This is a genomic window from Cyclobacterium xiamenense, from assembly GCF_009467825.1.
Classification (GTDB): Bacteria; Bacteroidota; Bacteroidia; order Cytophagales; family Cyclobacteriaceae; genus Cyclobacterium; species Cyclobacterium xiamenense.
Genome location: NZ_WIOK01000019.1, coordinates 1 through 22,242, shown reverse-complemented (window position 1 = coordinate 22,242; position 22,242 = coordinate 1). Strand labels below are relative to the sequence as shown.

Here is a 22,242-nt window from a genome sequence, read left to right as displayed (position 1 = left end):
GGACGCAAGGGCCGCTCCCAATGGGAGCGGTCATTGTTTTTCCAGCTATGCACCCCAAATAACCAAAAAAAAATGACAGCGACAGTCCCTCGTGTATGCATCACGGAAAAAGCAAAAGAGGTAATCGACCGGCTACGAAAGCAGTACGGTTCGGAGTTGATGTTTCATCAAAGCGGCGGTTGCTGCGATGGTTCGGCACCCATGTGTTTTGAAAAAGGGGATTTTAAAATCGGTTCCCAGGATATTTGGATGGGAAAGGTGTACGGATGTGATTTTTTTATGAATGCGGACCAATTTGACTACTGGAAACATACCCAATTGACGCTCGATACCACGCCGGGACGGGGAAGCAGTTTTTCCCTGGAAATCCCACTTGGGATTCGGTTTTTGATTCGGTCCCGCTTGTACACGGAGGAGGAATTAACCCGCCTTAGTCCGGTAAAAACAGGCGAAGAACTATTGGAAGAGGGCTTGATTTAGTTATCGTGTCCCCCGGCTTCGTTCAGGGCGTTGGACAAGTAGTAGGTGCCGGAGACGACCACGCTGTCCCGAAACAACCCCTCGTCCGGGTTGAGGATGGCGGTATACCCCATGGCTTCTATGCCCGTGCGCACCTGCTTGCGCAGGTATTTGCGTTGCGCATCCCCGCTTTCCTGCAGGACAAATAGAAAGGTTTCGCTTCCCTCGTGCACAATAGCGCCGGAAGGCACCGACCAAATGGAGTCCTGATTCACCACCACGTAACTGTTGATGTACATACCGGGAAGAAACGAGGGGTTTTCGGTGTCCATGTGTGCATGTACCTGCACAAACCGTCCGGCCGGGTCGATGGTGTTTCCCTTTCGGTACACCTCTCCACGAAATAGTTGCTCCTTAAAATCCGGTAGGGTAAAAACCACCGGCTGTCCCTCTTTTATTTTGGGAATGTCTTGTTCGAGAACTTTCATTTCTACGTGCAGGTGCTCGCTGTTAATTACTTCCATCATTACTTCGTGTGGGGCACTGTGTTGCCCCACTGAGGTCTGCAGCATGGCAATTTTTCCAGTGATCGGACTTTTGATCTGAATTTTTGGCGCCAGGGTACCCTCCTCCAGGGCCGGTAGGTCTGCACCCATCAGTTGCAGGTTACTTTCCAGCGCGGCTTTTTGCCCGCGGGCCGATTGAAAGGCCGCCCGGGCTTCTTCGAATTCCCGTTGGGAAGAAATATTGTCCGCTCGCAGCGACTGCTTTCGCAGAAAGTCACTTTCCAGCGCAGCTAGCTGATTTCGGGCTTCCAGATAGGCCTGCTGCATGGCCACATACTCCGGGCTGGAAGCGGTCACCAGCACCTCGTCTTTTTGGACTTCATCGCCCACGATTACGTGAATTTTTTCGACAAATACCGTAGCAAAGGCGTTTACACTGGCCTTGTACTGGGGAGGGGAGTCGATAAATCCAGGCGCCTTTACGAGATCAGCCAGGGGTTGTTTGACAAAATTCCCCAGGCGAATGCCGGTAACGACCTCCTGTTCGGGACTGAGCCAAACTTCGGACTCGCCGGTTGCATCTCCGGATTCGGAAGCTTCCCCGGAGGAAGGAGGGGTGTCGTTGCAGGCCATTAGTCCGCTGACAAGAAGAAGAAAGAGTAGGCTTCGGATTTTCATGGCAGGGTAAAATAGTGAATATCAAGTAGTGTTTGGTTGTAGGCGTTCCGCAGGTCCAGGTGGTTCATTTCAATCTCGGTGGCGTACTCCAGGCTTCGGATGAACTCCAGGTAGTCGATTTCACCGCTATCGAAACTCGTTTGGGCGGTGCTGACGATTTCTTTTGCCAGGGGAAGGGCCTCCCGGTTGTAATAGTCCAACTCATTGAGCTGCTTTTCGAGAAGCGATTTTTTCTGGTTTAGGGCAGATTCGTAGCGCATGCCAAGGGCGTCGATTTCGTTTTCGGACCGGTAGACGGATACCCGTGCAGCCTGTACCCGGGCCCGGGAGGGGCCAAACCACAGCGGTAGCTGGATTCCCGCCTGGTAGCCAAAAAAGCCACTGACGCCATCCACTTTTTGGAACATGTATTGCAGGTATAGCCCGGGCAGCAATTTGTTTTGCATTTGCCTGGTTTCCGCCGCATACCGTTCCTTTTGATGGCGCAGGTAAGCGTAGGAGGGATGGTCCTCCAGTTGGGGTAGGGTGGCCATGTCCAGCGTCAATTCCGGAGCGTTTATCCGCAAGGTGTCGGAGGTTTGCACGATTTCCTGGACCTGTTGGTAGGCAATGCGGATATCCTGATCCAGCTGGGAATAGTTGAGCCGAATTTTTTCAGATCGGGCCTTTGCCATCACCATGGCCAGCTTGTTGGTCATTCCGGAAGCATAGCGCTTCTCGGAGGCTTGGTACAGGTTTTGGTACAGGGAGTCAAAACCTGCGTATTGGCGTTTCTTTTTTACCAGGTAATCCAACTGGTAAAAGGCCTTGTACAGGCGCTTTTTCAAGGCCAGGGTCCGCAGGTCGTAGCGGTCTTCTTCCAGCAGCAGGTCCTTTTCCAGTACTTTTTTTCGTGCGACATAGACGCCTGGAAAATCCAGGTACTGCTGAAATCCAAAAGAGTTGACCCCATCTCCCTCCAGGTTACGCTGGTTTTCTTCCGTCCCTACGAAGAACAGGGAAGGGGCAATGTCCCAGCCGGTTCGGGTCAAAACGGCGCGGTTTTCTACCGACAAACGGGCAGCGGCCAGCTCGTAGTTGTTTTCCAATGCCATGTCCCAGGCTTCTTCCGGACCAATGGCCTGTTCCTGTGCCGGACTTAGAAAGGGAATTCCAAACAGCAGGACCACTGCAGTTAGCGCTTTACCTGGGCGAAAACCTCGAATTTTTTTGGATTTTACCACGTAATACACCACCGGAAGCACGATTAAGGTCAGAAAAAACGCGGTGATCAGGCCCCCGATCACCACGGTAGCGATGGGTCGTTGCACCTCGGCCCCTGCAGAGGTAGATAGGGCCATGGGAATAAAGCCCAGGATATCCGTGGAGGCTGTCAGGAGCACGGGACGCAAGCGGTTTTTGCAGCCCTTCAGGATGCGTTTGTGGATATCGGTTTCCCCATCGGATTCCAGATCATTCAGGTAGCTGATTAGCACAATGCCGTTGAGCACCGCGATGCCAAACAGGGCAATAAATCCGATCCCTGCCGAGATGCTGAAAGGCATGTCCCGGATCCACAGCGCCACAATCCCCCCAATTACCGCAAGGGGGATGGACAAAAAGACCATGATGGTTTCGGAAACGGAATGAAAGGTAAAGTAAAGCATGATGGCAATGAGTAAGAGGGCCAACGGCACCACCTTTATGAGCCGGTCCCGGGCCTGATTCAGGTTTTCAAACTGCCCGCCATAGGCGATGGAGTAGCCGGTGGGCAAATCCAATTGCGCGTCCAGCAATGCCTGTATATCGGTTACGATGGATTCCACGTCCCGTTCGCTGGCGTTTAGACTCAGCACGATGCGGCGTTTGGTGTCGTCCCGGGAAATTTGAGCCGGGCCGGACTGAAAGCTAATATCGGCGACTTGCTTCAATAGGATTTTCTGTCCATTTGGCAGGGGTAGACTCAATTCTTCCACCACCTCCGTACTCACCGTTTCCCGATCCAGCCGCAAGGCCAGGTCAAATCGGCGCTCTTTTTCGAAAATGGTTCCCACCGTGCTACCCGCAAAGGCCGTGCGAATTACCTGGTTGACATCCGCAATGGACAGACCGTACAGAGCCAGTTTGTCCCGATCGTACCGGATGGACACCTGTGGCAGGCCTACCAACTGTTCCACTTTGATGTTGTCGATGCCTTCCACGTCGCGAATAATGGCGGCGGCTTCCAAGCCGTAGCGGTAGAGGGTTTCCAGGTCTTCCCCAAATATTTTGATGGCCAGGTCGGATTGTACCCCCGTGAGCAGTTCGTTGAAACGCATTTCGATGGGCTGGGTAAACTGGTAGGTGATTCCCGGCAAGACCGATAGTTCGGCGGTCATCTGATTGGCCAAATCGGCCTTTCCCTCAGCCCGGGACCAATCGGCTGGCTCTCGTAGCTTGATGATAATGTCCGACATCTCCATGGACATGGGATCCGTGGGTATCTCGGCAGCCCCGATTCGGCTGACCACTTGCTCTACCTCATCGGGAAATTTCTCCAGCAGTATGGACTCGATTTTGGTGGTGATTTCAATGGTCTGGGCCAGGGAGGTACCCGGCTTCAGTACGGGTTGGATCACGTAATCTCCCTCGTCCAGCGTGGGCAAAAACTCCCCACCCAGCCTGGAAAAGACAAACAGGCTGCTTCCAAATGCAATCAGGGCCGTGATTAAGACAAACTTCGAATGCTTTAGGGCCCGGATCAGTACCGGCTCGTACCAACCGTGTACGGTGCGGATAATCCGGGCAGATAGCGTCTTGTTTTCGTTTTTGGAGGGTCGGACAAACAAGGCGGCCATTACCGGGACATAGGTCAGGCAAAGAATCATGGCCCCGGCCAGGATAAACATAAAGGTCAGGGCCATGGGTTGAAACATTTTACCTTCCACTCCGGTAAAACTCAGGATGGGGATAAACACGATCAGGATGATGATCTGTCCAAAAATGGCAGCGTTCATCATCCGGTTTGAGCTATCGATGACCAATTTATCCACTCCCTCTTTTTGGGCTTTTCCGGTCAGCCCGGGGAATTTTTTTCCCATTTGGTACACCACGTACTCCACCACCACTACCGCTCCGTCAATCAGAATTCCGAAGTCAATGGCCCCCAGACTGAGTAGGTTGGCATCTACACGAAAAAGGCTCATCAGTGAGATACCAAAAAGCAGGGAAAGCGGGATAACCGAAGCCACCAGCAAACCGCTGCGAAAGTTGCCCATCAGCACGACCAAAATAAAGATCACGAACAAGGCACCCAGAATGAGGTTTTCCTGGATGGTGGAGGTGGTCTTGTCGATCAATACGGAACGGTCCAGGAATCCGTTAATGTAGACTCCTTCCGGAAGGATTTTTTCAACCTCGGCTATGCGTTCTTTTACGTTTTTGATGACCGCATAGGAGTTTTCTCCTTTCAGCATCATGACCTGCCCCAGCACTTTTTCTCCTTGCCCGTTGCCCGTAATGGCACCAAACCGGGTGGCGTAGCCAAAGCGCACCTCGGCCAGATCGGCAATAGTCAGGGGTACCCCGCCCCGGTTGGTCACTACGATTTTCCGGATGTCTTCCAGGGATTGGATCATTCCTTCCCCGCGAATAAAGTAATTGGTTTGGTTTTTTTCCAGGTAGGCGCCGCCGGCATTTTCGTTGTTATCCTGCAGGGCCTGCAGGACTTCGAGCAGGGAGATATCCATGCTGCGGAGTTTTTCGGGCTGCATGGCTACTTCGTACTGCTTGAGGTAGCCGCCCCAGGTATTGATTTCCACCACGCCCTCGATGCCGGTTAGCTGCCGCTTTATCAGCCAATCCTGGATTTCTCTCAGGTCCATTACCGAATAGCGGTCTTCGTAGCCCGGGCGGGTTTCCAGCGTGTATTGGTAGATTTCGCCCAGTCCGGTGGAAATGGGAGCCATCTCCGGGCTGCCAAAATGTGCCGGAATGTCTTTGCTGGCCTGTGCCAGTTTCTCGCCGATCAATTGCCGGGGGAGGTAGGTCCCCATTCCCTCGTCAAAAACCACGGTGATGGTAGATAGGCCGTATTTGGAGACCGAGCGAATTTCTTCGACTCCGGGCAAATTGGCTACGGCAAGTTCGATCGGAAACGTGATAAATTGCTCCACCTCCTCCGTGGCCAGGTTTCGGGCCACGGTGATGATCTGAACCTGATTGCTCGTGATGTCTGGAACGGAGCCAATGGATAGGCGCTGAAAAGAAAAAAGCCCCCAGATTACAAGAGCCAGTACCGCCAGAAGAACAATGAATTTATTTTTTACGCTAAAAGCGATTATCCGATGGATCATTCAGTAAGGTATTTCATGCAAGGTAAAAATAGTTTACCATATTTCCCCGAGTTGATGGCATGATAGATATCATTGTTCGTAAACTATTTCCCCGTCGATTACGGTCATTTGCACCTTGGTTCCCAGCAGTTCCTGCTCGGGTATTTCCATGATGTTGCGGTCAAAGACCACAAAGTCGGCCACTTTGCCCACTTCCAGACTGCCTTTCATGTTTTCTTCAAATGCCCCATAGGCAGCATCCAGGGTATAGCTGCGCAGGGCCTGTTCCCGGGTCATTTTTTGATCCGCCTCGTAGCCTTCTTCCGGGCTGCCATCCAGGGTTTTTCGGGTAATGCTGGCATAGAAATTCGCCAATGGGTGGATGGGTTCCACCGGTACATCGGTACCGTTGATGATGGGTACGCCGGATTGCAGCAAGGCCTGCCACATATAGGCCCCTTCCTTGATACGCTTTTCGCCGAGGCGATCAATGGCCCAGGGTCTGTCCGAAGAGAGGTGAATGGCCTGCATGGCCGGCAAGACGCCCAGAGCGGCAAAGCGTGGAATGTCGTCCGGGTGTAGGTGCTGGGCATGTTCAATACGAAAGCGGTGGTCGACCCGTTTGTCAGAAAATTCTTCCAGGGCAGCCTGGTACCGGTCCAGGACTTCCTTGTTGGCCCGGTCTCCGATCGCATGGGAGCAGACCTGAAACCCTTTTTCCAGGGCTTTTTTGGAAACCTCGTAGACGTATTCCATGGGCAGGGTCTCGTGGCCAAAATGGCCCGGTCGGTCGGTATACGCTTCCAGGAGCCAGGCCCCTCTTGATCCCAGCGCCCCGTCGCAACTCAGTTTGATCGAGCGGAAGGTGAGCAGGCTGTCGATTTCCGGCCCTTTTTCCAGCCATTCGTTCAGAAATTCCTGGTTGCTTCCCGCCAGCATGGCGTACATGCGGATTTTCATTTTTCCGTCTCGCTTCATTTGCCGGTACAGATCTACGGTTTTGGAACCAATGCCCGCGTCGTGAAATCCGGTGATGCCGTGCCGGTGGCAGGCCGCCAGTGCCAATTCGAATGCCTGCCGGTCTTTTTCGGGGCTATTGGCGGGAATGTGCCGGCTGATCAAACCCATGGCGGTTTCATTGAATAAGCCAGTAGGATTGCCGTTTTCATCCCGGAGGATTTCGCCGCCTTCCAGCTGCTCCGATTTGGGTAGTTGCTCCTTTCCCAGGGACATCAGTCCAGCCAATTCCATGGCCCGGGCATTGGCAAAGCCGGCATGCCCACTGGCATGGTACAAAAACACGGGGTGATCGGGCGAAGCTTCGCTTAGCGCCTGATGAAGGGGAAAACCGGCCACTTCCTTTCCCGGAGATTCGGTCCACTTGCTTTGGTGCCAGCCCCTGCCGGTGATCCACTCGCCCGCCGGTGTTCGCTCGGCTGCCTCCTTTACTCTAGCAACGATTTCCTGAAAGCTTTTGGTAGCGGATAAATCCAGGTTTAATTCATTATAACCCAATCCCATAAAGTGCCCGTGCCCCTCAATCCAACCGGGAGTCAGGATGTTGCCTTGCAGGTCGATCTGCTCCGTTTCGGGTCCGATAAATGGCTGTACGCCATCCAGGTCGCCCACATACACGATCCGATTCCCCTGAATGGCAAGGGCTTCGGCGGTCGGCTGCTGTTCGTTTACGGTGTAGAGAATGCCGCCCGTAAAGATCCGGGTGGCGGTTTCCGGGGATCCGGAACAGGAAAGCAGTAAAAGGGCCGAAGCAAGGGTGAATAGTGCGTGTAGTTTGGTTGTCATGGTGGCGTGAACGTTTGGTAGGAATAAAGGGGAATTAAAAGCTGTATTCTTTCTCAACTTTGCAAATACGTATGGTGTAGTGTTGGTACCATTTTTCCCGGCCCAATTGCTGAGCCATGCGGTGGCGGGCTTCTTTTTTCCAGGCAGCGATGGCCTCCAGGCTGTCCCAGTAGCTTACCGTGATGCCCAGGCTGTCTCTCGCGGACTCATGCCCCAGGTATCCGGGTTGGTTCCGTACCAGGTCTTCCATCTCCCGGGCCATATCCACATAATCCTGCCCTGCTTCGGGCTGTTTGATGCTGGTGAAAATGACCGCATAGTAGGGAACAGTAGGCATGTCGGGGAGTCGGGGTTGCATAGAAAAACCGGCGATTTCGGCTTAAATATAAAAAGAATTGCCAAACTGAACAGTGCTAAGATACGATTCGGGGATTTTCGGATGGAGCGTTTCTCTGTTTCGTATGCTGCAAATCACGTTGGAGAAGCCCTGGAGGAGCGGCAGGTAGTCAGCTTTCCGGTATTCCATACCCTATCTCTAGAAACGATTTCTTATGTCCGGTGTGCAAAGCAATTCTGTCCGTTTTTGAACAATTAGAATCACTGTTCCAATAGCTTCATGGACGAAAGTACGCCTAAATCCATCGATTGGGAGAGGTTTCGAAAATTGGCATCGGTTTGGATTACGTGTCTTTTAAAAAAAAACCAATCGTTTCAATAACGTTACAAAATGAAAAAACTACCTAAAAAACCGGGAAAGAAAATCTGGCAGTTTAATTTTCCTTCCACTAGAAACGCGCCAACTGCCGGATTACTGGTATTCGCTATTTTTTCTCTCACGTCTTGTTTGGATGCCCAATTAGAAACCGTGTCCGATATTGAGGAGAGTTTTGCGGAGATCACCTCTGTCGAGGTTGACGCCGGTTTCCTTCCCGCAACGTACCTGGGCAATCCGGACCTGGAGGAGGTATCCCTGGACGCTTTGCTTCGGTCCACCTCAAACGGGGGGAAAAATATTTCCTATCGGGTGGAGGGTGAGACATTGATTGTCCGTCTGGAAAGTAACGGGCTGGGTTTCGGCCGGTCTGAAGGACACATACGACTTACCGGTCCTACCGACCTTTCCTTGCGAATGCATGCCGGTTCCGGTACCGTGCGTGCCGAAAACGTAATCGGTGAACACATCGATTTGGAGGTGAATTCCGGCCGTGTTCACGCCAAACATCTGGAAGCACCCGAGTTGTACCTCGCTGCAAGTTCCGGTGAGGTAGTCGGCGAGTCGCTCAAGGGAGAAACGGTTGCTACCGTTTCATCGGGTAAAATAATCCTGAAACAGCTGGAGGGAGACCTGAATGCAGAAACATCTAGTGGAGCGATGGAATTGGAGGGGATCAATGGCCTGATACATGTCACATTGAGTTCAGGAAAAATTGATATGGATGGGGTGCAAACGCTGGGTAGGGTACATCTCAGCTCTGGAAAGGTATCCGGGAGGAATATTGGATTGAGTGAGCACACTTCTTTCAAGGCTTCCTCTGGAACGATTTCACTACAGACCCATAGCGACCTCCGCGCATTCAATTACGACATCCATACCGGCAGCGGAAGGGCCAGAATTGGCGAAAGCCAATCGTCCGGTATCCTAAAAATCGACAATGGTTCGCCCCATACCATTAGGGGAGAGGTTAACTCCGGTACCATTACACTGGTAAACTAATGCCTTTTTCAGGAGCTATATCTGATATTTAAATTTGGCAGCCACGGAACCAACCGGGCACTAGAAGCCAGTTTTTCAAAAGCCAATAGCCAACACATGCCGTTTCGGCTGCTGGCTTTTTTGGTTTGCAAGCTGTGGAAGTCAATAATTCAACAGAAATGGCTGTGGCTACACCGATGGCAATTTGGTAAGGGGTTGTTTTTTTAGTGGGCGTTGGGTTATTGACGGCAGTTCTTGAAATCCTCGCAGTAAAAATCAATCTGCATTGCGGTTTTTATTGCCTGAAACTGGATTTTTCCCTAATATTGAACACAGGTAGCAACGGTCTGAAATCATCCACCCTAAAGTGGTGGTTGTCATCTTTTGGCCGCCGCCTGTAAACCTTTAACCACCAATCATGCAAAAATTACTGCTAGTAGTACTGGCCCTTTCTTTTTGGGCCTGCCAGGAACCGGTCGGAACGGAAATCCGCAGCCTGGAAGATCGGGCAGCGCAGGTGACCATCATCCGCGACGATTACGGAATCCCCCATATTTACGCCAAAACAGATGCCGATGCCGTTTTTGGCATGCTCTATGCCCAATGCGAGGATGATTTTCGCCGGGTGGAGCGAAATTACATCTGGGCGACCGGCAGGCTGGCCGAGTTGGAAGGAGAAGAGGCCCTTTACAGCGATTTACGCGCCCGGCTGTACATGACCGAAGCGGAAGCAAAAGCGGCCTACGAAGCAGCCCCTTCCTGGCTGCAGGAATTGTGCGATGCCTTCGCGGACGGGGTCAATTACTACCTCGAAACCCATCCGGAGGTAGAACCCCGGGTGCTGACCCACTACGAGCCCTGGTTTCCCATGTATTTTAGCGAAGGGTCTATTGGCGGAGACATCGAACGCATTTCCACCCAACGCATCCGGGCATTTTACGAAGAGCAACAAGGATTGGCCTACAGCGAATTTGGCGACGGCTTGCTCCATCCGGATCCCTACGAAGAACCGAGGGGCTCCAATGGCATCGCCATCGCTCCGGAACGGAGTGCCAGTGGCCATGCGCTATTGCTAATCAACCCCCATACCTCGTTTTACTTTCGCCCGGAGATACATGTGGTGAGTGAGGAAGGGCTCAATGCCTACGGGGCCGTTACCTGGGGTCAGTTTTTTGTGTACCAGGGCTTCAACGAAAAAACAGGCTGGATGCATACCTCCACCCGCCTGGATTTCATGGATGAGTTTATGGAAGAAGTAAGGAAAACCGAAGATGGCTATGAATATGCGTACGGAGAGGAGTGGAGGGCCGTAGAAGAGATCCCTGTCACCTTAAATTACTCCACATCGGATGGCTTGAAGGAAAAAACCTTTACCATGTACCGAACCCACCACGGTCCAGTCACCCACCAACTGGACGACAAGTGGGTGGCAACCAAAATCAACTGGGATCCGGTCAATGCGCTGATCCAAAGCTTTACCCGTACCAAATTGGATAATTACGAGGCTTTCGAAGAGATGATGGCGATCCGGACCAATTCTTCCAACAATACGGTTTTTGCCGATGCCTCTGGCAATATTGCCTATTTTCATGGCAATTTTATTCCGAAAAGAGATACCTCTTTTGATTTTTCGAAGCCGGTAGACGGCAGCAATCCCGCTACGGATTGGCAGGGGCTGCACACGGTGGACGAAAGCATTGTGATTCATAATCCGGAAAGCGGCTGGATACAAAACTGCAACTCCACGCCCTTTACGGCGGCGGGCCCCTTTAGTCCCAAGAAAGAGAACTACCCCTATTACATGGCTCCAGATGCCGAAAACTTCCGGGGCATTCATGCAGTAGACTTGCTTTCCGAAGCCAGCGAGGTTTCCCTGGACGATTTGATTGCGCTGGGATACGATTCCTATTTGCCTGCATTTGCGTACCTGGTACCGCTTCTGGAGCAAGCCTACGAAACCGTTGGCATGCCGCAGGGAGAAACCGCCCAGGCATTTGAGCTATTGCGGGAATGGGATTACCGCACCGGAGAAGCATCCGTGGCCATGAGTCTGGGTCATTTTTACGGCATGGCTTTCAACCGGTTGATTGGCAGCCCCTATGCCTTGATCCCGTTTAATCAACAGGATGGTACTGCCCTGGATCTCCAACCGGAAGCGTTGGTGGGGGCGTTTGAACAGGCACTCGCGCAATTGGAAGCGGATTTTGGCACCTGGAATATCCCCTGGGGCGAAATCAACCGCTTTCAGCGGCTCAGTGGAGATATTGACCTGGCCTACGATGATTCTCTGGAGAGCCTTCCCATCGGACTGGCCTCGGGCCGCTGGGGTGCCCTGGCCTCATTTGGCGCCAGTGCCCGCGAAAACACCAAGAAACTGTACGGATCCTCTGGTAATAGCTTTGTGGCGGCGGTAGAGTTTGGCGAAAAGGTACGCGCCAAAAGCCTCCTGGCCGGAGGACAAAATGCGGATCCAACTTCTCCCCATTTTGACGATCAGGCCGAAATGTACGCTTCCGGAACATTCAAAGAGGTGGCCTACTACCGGGAGGACGTGGAATCCAGAGCGGAGGAGACCTATCAGCCCGGTAAGCGGTAGCCTGCTGTCCGGTCGTTGCTGATAAATCTCAGGAAAATTCAAGGCCGCCGGGATGGGTTTTCTCTGTATCGTTTCGGAGATTTACCGAGCGTAGGCCCTGAGCGAAGTAGAGCGTTCTCGGTTTGCAGGGGGAAAGCGGGCAGAAGCCAGAGTCCGGCGGGGAAAGGCGTTTGTTTGTTGCCGAAAGGGTGAGGCACGGCTCTACTGAAACGGACCGCTGTGGTAGAAAGGACCTGTTTATTAAAAAAAAATAGACGATGGACGTAGAGATTTTATCCCGCATTCAATTTGCGTTTACGGTAGCCTTCCATTACATCTACCCGCCGCTTAGCATCGGTTTGGGTTTGATCATGGTGATCATGGAATCTTTGTATCTGAAAACGGGAAACAAGGAATACGAAATCCTGGCGAAGTTTTGGACCCGTATTTTTGCGCTCACCTTCGGTATTGGCGTGGCCACAGGTATCGTCATGGAGTTTGAATTTGGCACCAATTGGGCCACCTACTCCCGGTACGTGGGAGATGTATTTGGGAGTGCCCTGGCGGCGGAAGGAATTTTTGCCTTTGCCCTGGAAAGCGGTTTTTTGGGGATCTTGCTTTTCGGCTGGAACCGGGTAAAACCCTGGGTGCACTGGGTGGCTACCCTGGGTGTATTTTTGGGCTCCATGTTCTCGGCGGTTTGGATCGTGATCGCCAACAGCTGGCAGCAAACACCGGCTGGGTACCACGTGGTGGGAGAGGGGATGCAGGCCAGGGCCGAGATCACCGATTTCTGGGAAATGGTATTCAACCCCTCCAGCATGGACCGCCTGATCCATACCTGGCAGGGTGCTTTTCTGGCAGGGGCCTTTTTGGTGCTAAGCGTGCATGCCTACTACCTCCGCAAGGGGCGGTTTGTGGATATCTCCAAGAAAGCCTTTCGCATCGCTTTGGTAGTCGCTACCGTCTTTTCCCTTTCCCAGTTGGTTTCCGGCCACAGTTCGGCCAATGGGGTGGCAGTAAATCAGCCCGCCAAGCTGGCGGCTTTTGAAGGACATTTCGACGCGAAGGCCCCCGGAGACATGTACCTATTTGGATGGGTAGACAAAGAATCGCAACAGGTGTGGGGAGTAAAGGTGCCTGGAGGGCTCTCCTTCTTGCTGGATTACCGATTCGATACACCGGTTACGGGTCTCAATGCCTTCCCGGAGGAGGACCGCCCCTCGCAGGTAAATGCCGTTTTTCAGTTTTACCACATCATGGTATCCATCGGGATGTTTCTCATCGGCCTGACCCTGTTTGCCTGTTACAAATGGTTGCGGGGCGATTTGTTTGCGAGCAACCGCCTGCTTTGGGTATTTTCCTTTTCCGTTATTCTGCCCCAGATTGCCAATCAGGTGGGGTGGTTTGCCGCAGAAATGGGCCGGCAACCCTGGGTGGTGTACGGTCTTTTGCGCACCAGCGATGCACTCAGCAAGTCGGTGACTGAAAATCAGGTGCTTTTTTCATTGATTTTGTTTTTCCTGGTGTATACCTTACTACTGTTCCTGTTTTTGTACTTGTTGAATAAAAAGATAAAACATGGGCCCTACGACGAAAAAGACGACGATGACCGTCCGTTTCAGCGGGAAGTGGCCCAATCCTTTTCCACACCAAAAAGCTGATCCATGGAAACATTAGCCGGTATTGACTATCCCACCCTTTGGTTTCTTGTTGTTGGCGGCTTGTTTTCAGGCTATGCCATTCTGGATGGATTTGATTTTGGTGCAGGCGCCTGGCACTTGTTTTTTAAAGAGGAGAAAAGCCGGCGCCTGGCGCTGAATGCAATCGGTCCGGTATGGGATGGAAACGAGGTTTGGCTGGTTATCGGAGGGGGAGCCCTTTTCGCCGGGTTTCCGGTGATGTATGCTACCTTGCTGTCCGGTATGTACGTGCCTTTTATGCTGTTTTTGGTATTTATTATTTTTCGGGCCGTATCCATCGAATTTCGCGGAAAGGAAGAGATGGCCTGGTGGCGAAAGATGTGGGACATCTCCTACTCCCTGTCCAGTATCGTTTTACCCTTTTTACTGGGAGTGGTCCTCGGAAACGTGCTGCTGGGGCTGCCAATCGGGGAAAATTTTGAATACGAGGGCGGGGCCTTATTAACTTTCCTCAATCCTTTTGCCTTAATGGTGGGGATCTCTACCCTGGCGCTGATGATGAGCCATGGGGCCATTTACCTGCTGCTGAAAACGGAAGGCAGGATGTACGCCAAACTGACGGTTTTGCTCAAAAAGGGTATGATTTTCTTTATGGTGAGTTTTGGCATCACCTCGCTATACACGCTGATCTACATTCCGCATCTGTCGGATACCTTTCGGAATCAGCCCGTTTTGTTTGTGGTACCGCTGCTGGTGTTTTTGAGCATTGCCAATGTGCCCCGCCTTTCAAGCAAGAAGAAATACGGACAAGCATTTTTGTTTTCCTCCCTGACCATCAGTTTGTTGCTGGTGTTGGTAGCCATAGAGTTGTACCCCAATCTACTCGTCTCCACCCTGGATCCCCAATACACGATTACCGTTTACAACGCCGCCGCCTCGGATAAGTCCCTGGGAATCATGCTGACATTTGCTGCCATCGGCACACCCTTGGTTATCGGCTATACCACTTTTGTGTACCTTACTTTCCGGGGAAAGGTGAAAATCGACGAAATGAGCTATTGACCTCTTTCCCTCGTTTTTCCTGCCAATTCGCAGCGAAGCGCATGGAATTTACCGGCAATTGAAGTATATTTCCCCTGGAAGACCGGTCGCCTTCGCGAATACCGGCCCTGTAAATCGGGCGGTTGAATCGACACGGTTTGCTTCCGTTGACTTGTCGTACCCCAAATCCCAAGAGACCATGAAATGCCGATTGCTTTTATTTTTGTTTGCCCTTTTGTCCCTCCCAGTCTGGGGGCAGCACCTGGATGTTAAAAATCCGGGGCTGCTGGAATTGATTGCAGCGGATGCATCCATTGAGAAACTAGCCGACGGCTTTCGGTTTACCGAAGGGCCCGTTTGGAACAAGGAGCAGGGCTACCTGCTTTTTAGCGATATCCCTGCCAATACCATTTATCAGTGGATCCCTGGTGAGGAAGTACGCCCGTTTCGGACGCCGAGTAACAATGCCAATGGCCTGACCTACGATGCGGAAGGGAATTTACTGATCGCCGAACACAGTGGCAGAAAGATTGCCCGGCTTAGCCCGGATGGGGAGTACCAAGCCCTGGCGCGGGAATTCAAAGGTACCCGGCTCAACAGTCCCAATGACCTGATTGTCCACAGCAACGGTGCCATCTACTTCACCGATCCCCCGTACGGCTTGCCGGCGGGTGCCAGCGATACCCTTGGTATCTTTGGTGTGTACCGGTACCACAAGGGAAAAATCAAGCTATTGGTAGAGGATCTGTACCGGCCCAACGGCTTGGCCCTGTCGCCGGATGAGCGCACGCTCTATGTGGCCAATTCGGACCGGCCCAAAAAGTACATGAAATACCCCGTCAGTAAAGGAGGAAAGGTGGGCAAGGGAAGCCTGTTTTTCAATGCATCCAGCCTTCCCGGAAACGGAAATCCGGATGGAATCAAAGTAGACGCGCTAGGCAACCTCTTTGCTACCGGGCCGGGCGGGGTGCTGGTATTTGCCCCTAACGGACGCCTGCTGGGGACCATCCGCTTTCCGGAGACCCCTTCCAACCTCGCTTTTGGCGGACCCGAGGGCAAAACCCTTTTTGTAACGGCACGAACCGGACTGTATGCGGTGGAATTAAACGTAGCAGGAAATAAGTAAACCATGAAAGAGAATAGACGGAAATTTATCAAGCGTTCTGCCCTGGGCGCAATGGTAGGGATGACAGCCTTTACGAGCGGATCTCGGGGAAATGTGATGGAAGAACGACGCCGACAGGAAGAAGCATTGGACCGAATTTTGGCCGAACCGGTATTGCGTCTGGATGCGCTGAAGGATCCGGTATGGATTGAGACGGTAGAATTGCTGCGAAAGGGAGACAACTTTATCTGCCGCGTTCGCTCCAAAGCGGGTGCCGAAGGACTGTCCGTAAGCAATAACATGCAGATGAAGCACCTGTACCCCATTTTTGTCAACCGCATTCAGCCCTTTTTTATCGGCAAGGATGCCCGGAACTGGGAAAAGCTTTTGGAGGAAGTGTACGTGTACCAGAGCAATTACAAGCTGCAAAACCTGGCATTCTGGGTGCCCTTGGCCACCTTGGAGTTTGCCATTCTGGATTTGTTGGGAAAACTGGCTGGAAAAAGCATGGGAGCCCTCCTGGCAGAAACCATCTACCATCCGGAGATCGCCGTGTACCAGGCCAACAATTACCGGGGAAAATCCGCAGCGGAATCCATAGACCTGATTGAAAAGCATGTCCGGGAAACCGAAGCGCGTGCGCTGAAATTCAAGGTAGGAGGGCGGATGAGTCACAATGCCGATTTTCCTCCGGGAAGGACCGAAGCACTGATTCCGCTGGTGCGGGAGCGTTTTGGTCCGGAAATGGTGATCTACGCCGATTCCAATGGTTCCTATACCCCTGAGGAGGCCATACGCATCGGCAAAATCATGGAAGAATATGCCTATGATTTTTACGAGGAGCCCGTTCCGTTTGACTGGTTTGAAGAAACCCTGGAAGTCACCAAAGCAGTTAATATTCCGGTGGCTGGTGGGGAGCAGGAACCCAGCATGCATGGCTTCCGCTGGCTGATCAAGGAGGATGCCCTGGATATCGTGCAGCCGGATATTTTTTATTTTGGAGGCATGGTGCGTTCCATGAAGGTGGCGAAGATGGCCGCCATCAAGGGAAAGCCTTGTACACCCCATATTTCCGGTTCGGGCCTTGGCTACCTGTACATGATGCATTTTGTATCGGCCGTTGCCAATGCCGGGCCCTTTCATGAATTCAAGGGGTTTAACAACGAGATTCCCCTGGATAGCCCTACCTCCAGCCTTAGCAGTGAAGGCGGAAAAGTGACCGTTCCCACGGGTCCGGGCCTGGGCGTTACGCTGGACCCGGATTTTGTGGCAGCGCACCGGGTAGTGAGGGGATGAAGCCGGTAGGTTTGCCGGGAAAAAAGTAAAGGATGGTATCGTTACCTTTAGCCGCTAAATAGAACAATAAATGCTAATCCGTATAAAATGAACAAGTACCTATTGAATGGCAAATTGACCGCCAAGCCCGGACATCAGGACGCACTCGCAGCGATTTTATTGGAAGCGTCTCAATTGGTGGCTACCGCGAAAGGTTGCCGGTTATATGTAATTGGAACCGACAAAGCCGATAGCCATTCCGTATACATTACCGAAATCTGGGACAGCAAAGAGGACCACGACCAATCCCTGAAAGTGGAGGGGGTACGGGAACTCATCACCCAGGCCATGCCCCTACTGGACGGCCCGCCAGCCAAAGGGCAGGAGCTGGAAATTATTGGTGGAGCGGGGGGTTAAGATGGTGTTCGGAAGCAGTATATAGCTAAGGTAGCGGTGGGTCTCTGGTTATTTGAGTGAGCAGTACACGTCTCTATAATTGTCTTCTTCAATCAATAGATACCCTCAGGTGAATGCCATTGTCAATTTCAATGCATGCCTTTAATGAGATGATGAAACCAATCCAGCGAAATCATCCCAGCTTGGAAAGGACATCTTTGCGATCAGAATCGGCGGATTCTTTGAACAGTTGGAGCACTGAAAGTACTACAGTTTGGAAGTAGAGTGGGGACGACCTGGAAAAATGAGCAGCAATTGTGACTTGGGCCGGGCCTTGCGTATCCTAAACTTTTGGCAAAGCGCTGGCATGTGAAAAACCGGTTTGTTTTATTGCTTCAATCTCCGAAATGCTTAATTTGTCGAACAAAATCGGGGAATGCGTTGGGTTACATAGTCCGTATACACGCAACTCTCCTTCCAAGACATAGCTTTATACTGATGTTGTGATGCATTCAGAAAAAGCATACTGACCTCTCTATGAGACGCTTTCAAATCTTCACGGAATAACCTATATTTGTATCCCAATGGATACACTTGTAAATGTTTAGAATTGATAAGACTACTGAATTCGATAAGTGGATTAGAAAGCTCAAGGATATTCGAGCCAAATCCAAAATACTCTTCAGAATTCAGAAGTTAGAAACTGACGAACATTTTGGAGACTGTAAACCTGTAGGTGACGGAATTGGCGAAATGCGGATAAGTTATGCGAAGGGCTATAGAATCTATTTCAAAGAGAAGGAAGACAGGTTGATCATTCTATTAATCGGCGGTGAGAAATCAAGTCAACAGAAGGATATTAAGAAGGCAAAAGAAATCTGGAATAAACTTAAGAATGAGTAATATGGCAACAACAAAATTTGACATTGCAGACTATCTCGACGACGAAGAAATGATTGCAGAGTATCTCAACACTGTTCTTGAAGACGGAGACAGCTCTGACCTCGTTGTAGCTATCGGACACATCGCGAAAGCAATCGGAATGACAAAAATTGCTGAGAAAACTGGAATGAGCAGACCAAGTCTTTACAAAGCATTAGCTGATGGAGCCAAACCCCAATTCGAGACAATCATGAAAGTTTTGAAAGCTATTGGCGGACAAATAAATGTGAAACCCAGTGCTTGAAAAAAATAAAAAACAACACCACAACATTGAGTAAAATGCATAAGCTCCTAACGTCGCTTACGACATCTTACTCTGACCGTCATGCACCATTCTAAAACAGAGGGATATAAGTGAAAAATGAGGGAAATTTTGTAAATTCGTTGAAGGTGTAACCCAAAGCATATGTTTAATACAATCGAAATTGACAGGAATAATCTGACAATAATGGGAGTGAAGTTTTCAGATGTAAAGACATTAGAAAGCACAGCAAATGCTTGAGGAAGTAATATGTTTGAAGGTTTTAAACCAACACCAAAAGGGGTTGAAATAATTCGAGATTATGTAATAGGCAAAATTTCATTGAGCGAATTGGTGAAGTTTGCAGAAAAAAAGGCTTATGTCTGATTCTTTATGATGGATAGGTATGTCACACTTGTTCAGCTAAATGATACATTTGGTTTATTAGTATATCCTGTACACACAGGAGAAAATAAAAATACGACATCCAACAACCCACACATTAACCTTGCCTTCGATTCCTCAGGCACGTCATGTATGCCCCCGTTGGAATAGGAGTGGTTTTGGGTCGTTTTTTTGCTTTACAGATTGTGGAAGGTCAAAAACAGGATGCTATGCGAAGGCATCACCAATTCTCCAGCCTGGACATTCTTGCCCTGAATTTCAGGTAAGGTGTCATCCGAATTTAGTTGAAGTACCTCCCCGTTTAGTTTAACCTCCTTGGAAAGCATGTTATCTGCCGTGAGCAGGTACTGCACGGCATCGGCAGGAATTTGAAAGGACGCCTCGGCGTCTTTTGGATTTACCAATAGTACGGCATAGCCATTGGGAGCATTTTTCAAATTGTGCACAAATAGGTCAGGCCCATCCGTGGGAGCTGTTGCATCGTATACCCGATTTCCCATGAATTTACTCCACAGCAAGGCGGCCCAGTAATTGGGTCTGGGATCGTGGGTATCCTGTTCGAGCAAGGCATACTCACTGGCGGCCAGGGTATTGTGCATGACCACTTGAACGCCTTTTTTCGCCAGTCGGCCCAGTTGTTCCAGGTAGCGGAAGCTATCGATATAGGTAGCTGCCCAGGGATTTCCCCCACAGGCCGCTTCGGCGGTTTCGGTCAACCATAGGGGAGCATTGGGCAAATAGTGATCGCGGGCTTTTTTATAGTAAGCCAATCCTTCTTCGGTCTTTGAAAGCCATTCCTCGCTCAATGCATTTTCCGGGCTTAGTTGGCCCATGCATCGTTGGGAGACCCCTCCGTAGTAATGGTAGCTAAAAATCTCAAATTCCGGTGCCGGACTGGCCGTAAGAATTTTATCGGTGGTCAGGGTAGAGTCGATTCCCGGGATGATTCCCCCTTCACCTGTCGATCCGGGCCCCATGATTTTCATCTCCGGAGCCGCCTGGGACAGGAACGCTTCGAAAGCCGCGAAATCTTCCGCGTACCGCGCCGCGTCATATCCCTCGGGTGCGCCGCCATGGCTGGCATGGGAGGGTTCATTGAACATCTCCGCAGCATGGATCTCCCCACCTATTGAATGGGTGTAGTCCAAAAGTGGCGCTGCCTGTGCAGCCGTCCAGTTACCGTTGGCATCCCGTATGCCTTCACTGTTGGCAAACGAGGTAACCAATTTGGCATCCATGGCCTTGCAAAAATCGATGACGCCTTTCCATTCAGCCCGGGTCAATACATTTTCATAGCCTTCGGGTGCCTGGCTCATTTTCGGCGCGTCATTGTCCTGAAAATACGTGGTATTGGCCCAGGTGCCGCTTACCCGAATGTACAAGGGGCCTAGTGCCTTTGAAAGGGCACGAAGTTTTTCATCGTATAGGTTGATAGAGGGGATGCGCTGCTTGAGTCCGGCAAAACCAAGGGCCCGAACCTTGGCCGTATCAATTTGACTGTAGGGCACCCAAAAATCGCCACCGACCACTTCACACATCTCTACATTTATCGATTGGTAGCGTTCATCCACTTCGGCAATCTGCTCCATTTCGGAAAAGTCAAAAAGGGCAGAAGTTTCCACTGTCTCCTTTTCGCTGGCACAGGAAAGGCTTAGCCCAACGAGCAGTACAGGCAGGTATTTTGGTATTGATTTCATAACGACGCATTTGAAAAGGAATCAAAAGTATCCAATTTTTTTATTGTATAAAAAAATATACAATAGATTTTATATTTTTTTACTAATATTGCTATCAATCACGGGAGCACGCTTGGTTTACTCGAAGTAGCTTAGAGCTATTAAATAATTGGCACCATTTACTGGTATTCGTATGGACGTTTTGAGCGATAAAAACTATATTCCACAGGTAGCGATCGATTGTGTCATCTTTGGTTACGAAAATCGCCAATTGAAGGTGTTGCTTTCCAAACTCGCCTTCAAGGGTAATTTTTATGCGCTTCACAGCGGCTTTATTAAGCAGGAAGAGGACCTCGATGAGGCCGCCAAGCGTATTTTGGAAGACCGAACCGGCTTTCAAGATATTTACCTGCAGCAGTTCAAGGTTTTTGGAAAGGCCGACAACAAACGGAAGCAGTTTTTGGATGCGCTGATACAATCCAATTATTCCGAAGACCGAAAATTTCTTACAGAGACGAACAATTCCAATGCGTATGCCTGGTTTACAAAGCGTTTTATTTCCATTGGTTACTATGCCCTGGTGGATATGAAACGAGTCAGTCCCAAACTGACGCAGTTCGACGTTTCGATAGACTGGTGTCCCATACAGGAAGTACCCGAACTGATCATGCACTACGACGAGGTGTTTCAGGAAGCATTAGCGTCGCTCCGGACAGACATTGATCATAAATTCAATGCCTTCAATCTACTTCCGGAGAAGTTTACCATGAAGGAAGTGCAACAAATTTATGAGACGATATTTGAAAAGGAATTTACCCGCAGCAACTTTCAAAAGAAAATTTTGGACATGGATGTACTCGAGCGTTTGGAAAAAAAGTTAACCGGAGCGAAAAACAAAGCTCCTTATCTCTATAGACTGAAATAGCAGAACCGACATTTTTGGCAGGAGAATCCATTCCTTTCTTACCCCCAAATAGAATAAAAAGAGGTAACTAAATTGGTATGAGATGAGAAGAAGAGAGCGGCGAAGGAATGAGAACTTTGGATTTCTGAACAGGACCGCTGAGGTTTTTACAACCTCGGTGGTCTTTCGTTTAACTCTTTAAAAACTTTTCCCCAGGCTGATCCCCACATTGAATGGGAAAAAACGGATGGGTTTTTCTGCAAATTCGGAACCTTCAAAATTAAGCATAGGGGTGTAACCAGCCCTGAAAAAAAATCCACCCTCCGGTTTTTGATACCTGTAGCCAATCCTCAAGCTTACAGATTTTTCCCAAAAAACTACCGATGACGTATTTTATAAGTGTTTGGTTTTCAACATGAAATAATCACTTCAAAAATACACCGGCATCTCGATTTCTACATTTTTAACTGTTTAGTTTACCGATGAGGTATTTTTACCACCCCCTGTCTGAGGCTGTCCGAAAAGTCGGGCAGCCTCTAATTTAGTTGTTTTTTTTCTCCAAAAATGGTATTTTGGAGTTGTACAAAAAAGCAACTATGGCCAAGTTA

17 protein-coding genes are annotated in these 22,242 nt (G+C 50.4%); 11 read left to right on the top strand and 6 right to left on the bottom strand.

Annotated features, from left to right (window positions below):
• The first annotated feature begins 72 nt into the window (after window positions 1–72).
• On the top strand, window positions 73–480 hold the full coding sequence (locus tag GCU44_RS14850; protein ID WP_154857219.1) for a DUF779 domain-containing protein: 408 nt from the start codon (window positions 73–75) through the stop codon (window positions 478–480).
• On the opposite strand, the gene GCU44_RS14845 is transcribed toward GCU44_RS14850, so the two are convergent.
• The 4 genes from GCU44_RS14845 to GCU44_RS14830 all read right to left on the bottom strand — a co-directional run bounded on the left by GCU44_RS14845 (window position 477) and on the right by GCU44_RS14830 (window position 8,096).
• Entirely contained in the window at window positions 477–1,643 is a 1,167-nt protein-coding gene (locus GCU44_RS14845; RefSeq protein ID WP_154857217.1) for an efflux RND transporter periplasmic adaptor subunit, read from the bottom strand. The genes GCU44_RS14850 and GCU44_RS14845 overlap by 4 nt on opposite strands.
• Window positions 1,640–5,956, bottom strand: a complete 4,317-nt coding sequence (locus GCU44_RS14840; protein ID WP_154857215.1) for a CusA/CzcA family heavy metal efflux RND transporter — start codon at window positions 5,954–5,956, stop codon at window positions 1,640–1,642. Before GCU44_RS14840 ends, GCU44_RS14845 begins: the two co-directional genes overlap by 4 nt.
• Before the next feature lie 69 nt (window positions 5,957–6,025).
• Window positions 6,026–7,738: an amidohydrolase gene (locus GCU44_RS14835; protein ID WP_154857213.1), complete on the bottom strand. Its 1,713-nt coding sequence runs from the start codon at window positions 7,736–7,738 to the stop codon at window positions 6,026–6,028.
• Between the two features lie 34 nt (window positions 7,739–7,772).
• Window positions 7,773–8,096: an antibiotic biosynthesis monooxygenase family protein gene (locus GCU44_RS14830; RefSeq protein WP_241684966.1), complete on the bottom strand. Its 324-nt coding sequence runs from the start codon at window positions 8,094–8,096 to the stop codon at window positions 7,773–7,775.
• 369 nt (window positions 8,097–8,465) lie between these two features.
• Between GCU44_RS14830 and GCU44_RS14825 the strand changes: the two genes are divergently transcribed.
• Entirely contained in the window at window positions 8,466–9,452 is a 987-nt protein-coding gene (locus tag GCU44_RS14825; protein WP_154857211.1) for a DUF4097 family beta strand repeat-containing protein, read from the top strand.
• A 28-nt stretch (window positions 9,453–9,480) separates the two neighbouring features.
• On the opposite strand, the gene GCU44_RS14820 is transcribed toward GCU44_RS14825, so the two are convergent.
• Window positions 9,481–9,711 (bottom strand): hypothetical protein, encoded by a 231-nt coding sequence (locus tag GCU44_RS14820; RefSeq protein WP_154857209.1) that lies wholly within the window; start codon window positions 9,709–9,711, stop codon window positions 9,481–9,483.
• 138 nt (window positions 9,712–9,849) lie between these two features.
• Here GCU44_RS14820 and GCU44_RS14815 point away from each other — a divergent pair, with 138 nt between their 5' ends.
• The 8 genes from GCU44_RS14815 to GCU44_RS14780 all read left to right on the top strand — a co-directional run bounded on the left by GCU44_RS14815 (window position 9,850) and on the right by GCU44_RS14780 (window position 18,652).
• Window positions 9,850–12,027: a penicillin acylase family protein gene (locus tag GCU44_RS14815; protein ID WP_154857207.1), complete on the top strand. Its 2,178-nt coding sequence runs from the start codon at window positions 9,850–9,852 to the stop codon at window positions 12,025–12,027.
• Window positions 12,028–12,284: 257 nt separating this feature from the next.
• Complete coding sequence (locus GCU44_RS14810; protein WP_154857205.1) at window positions 12,285–13,670, top strand: cytochrome ubiquinol oxidase subunit I; 1,386 nt, start codon at window positions 12,285–12,287, stop codon at window positions 13,668–13,670.
• A gap of 3 nt (window positions 13,671–13,673) precedes the next feature.
• A complete protein-coding gene (gene cydB / locus GCU44_RS14805; RefSeq protein WP_154857202.1) occupies window positions 13,674–14,711 on the top strand; it encodes a cytochrome d ubiquinol oxidase subunit II in 1,038 nt (345 codons plus the stop codon).
• Window positions 14,712–14,889: 178 nt separating this feature from the next.
• Entirely contained in the window at window positions 14,890–15,816 is a 927-nt protein-coding gene (locus GCU44_RS14800) for an SMP-30/gluconolactonase/LRE family protein (RefSeq protein WP_154857200.1), read from the top strand.
• 3 nt (window positions 15,817–15,819) lie between these two features.
• Complete coding sequence (locus tag GCU44_RS14795) at window positions 15,820–17,091, top strand: mandelate racemase/muconate lactonizing enzyme family protein (RefSeq protein ID WP_154857198.1); 1,272 nt, start codon at window positions 15,820–15,822, stop codon at window positions 17,089–17,091.
• 87 nt (window positions 17,092–17,178) lie between these two features.
• A complete protein-coding gene (locus GCU44_RS14790) occupies window positions 17,179–17,487 on the top strand; it encodes a putative quinol monooxygenase (protein ID WP_154857196.1) in 309 nt (102 codons plus the stop codon).
• Between the two features lie 579 nt (window positions 17,488–18,066).
• Window positions 18,067–18,369: a type II toxin-antitoxin system RelE/ParE family toxin gene (locus GCU44_RS14785; RefSeq protein ID WP_154857194.1), complete on the top strand. Its 303-nt coding sequence runs from the start codon at window positions 18,067–18,069 to the stop codon at window positions 18,367–18,369.
• A 1-nt stretch (window position 18,370) separates the two neighbouring features.
• Window positions 18,371–18,652: an addiction module antidote protein gene (locus GCU44_RS14780; RefSeq protein WP_154857192.1), complete on the top strand. Its 282-nt coding sequence runs from the start codon at window positions 18,371–18,373 to the stop codon at window positions 18,650–18,652.
• A gap of 578 nt (window positions 18,653–19,230) precedes the next feature.
• Here the strand turns inward: GCU44_RS14780 and GCU44_RS14770 are convergent.
• Entirely contained in the window at window positions 19,231–20,751 is a 1,521-nt protein-coding gene (locus GCU44_RS14770; protein ID WP_154857190.1) for a glycosyl hydrolase family 79 N-terminal domain-containing protein, read from the bottom strand.
• A 172-nt stretch (window positions 20,752–20,923) separates the two neighbouring features.
• Between GCU44_RS14770 and GCU44_RS14765 the strand changes: the two genes are divergently transcribed.
• Entirely contained in the window at window positions 20,924–21,655 is a 732-nt protein-coding gene (locus tag GCU44_RS14765) for an NUDIX hydrolase (RefSeq protein ID WP_154857188.1), read from the top strand.
• Window positions 21,656–22,242 lie beyond the last annotated feature (587 nt).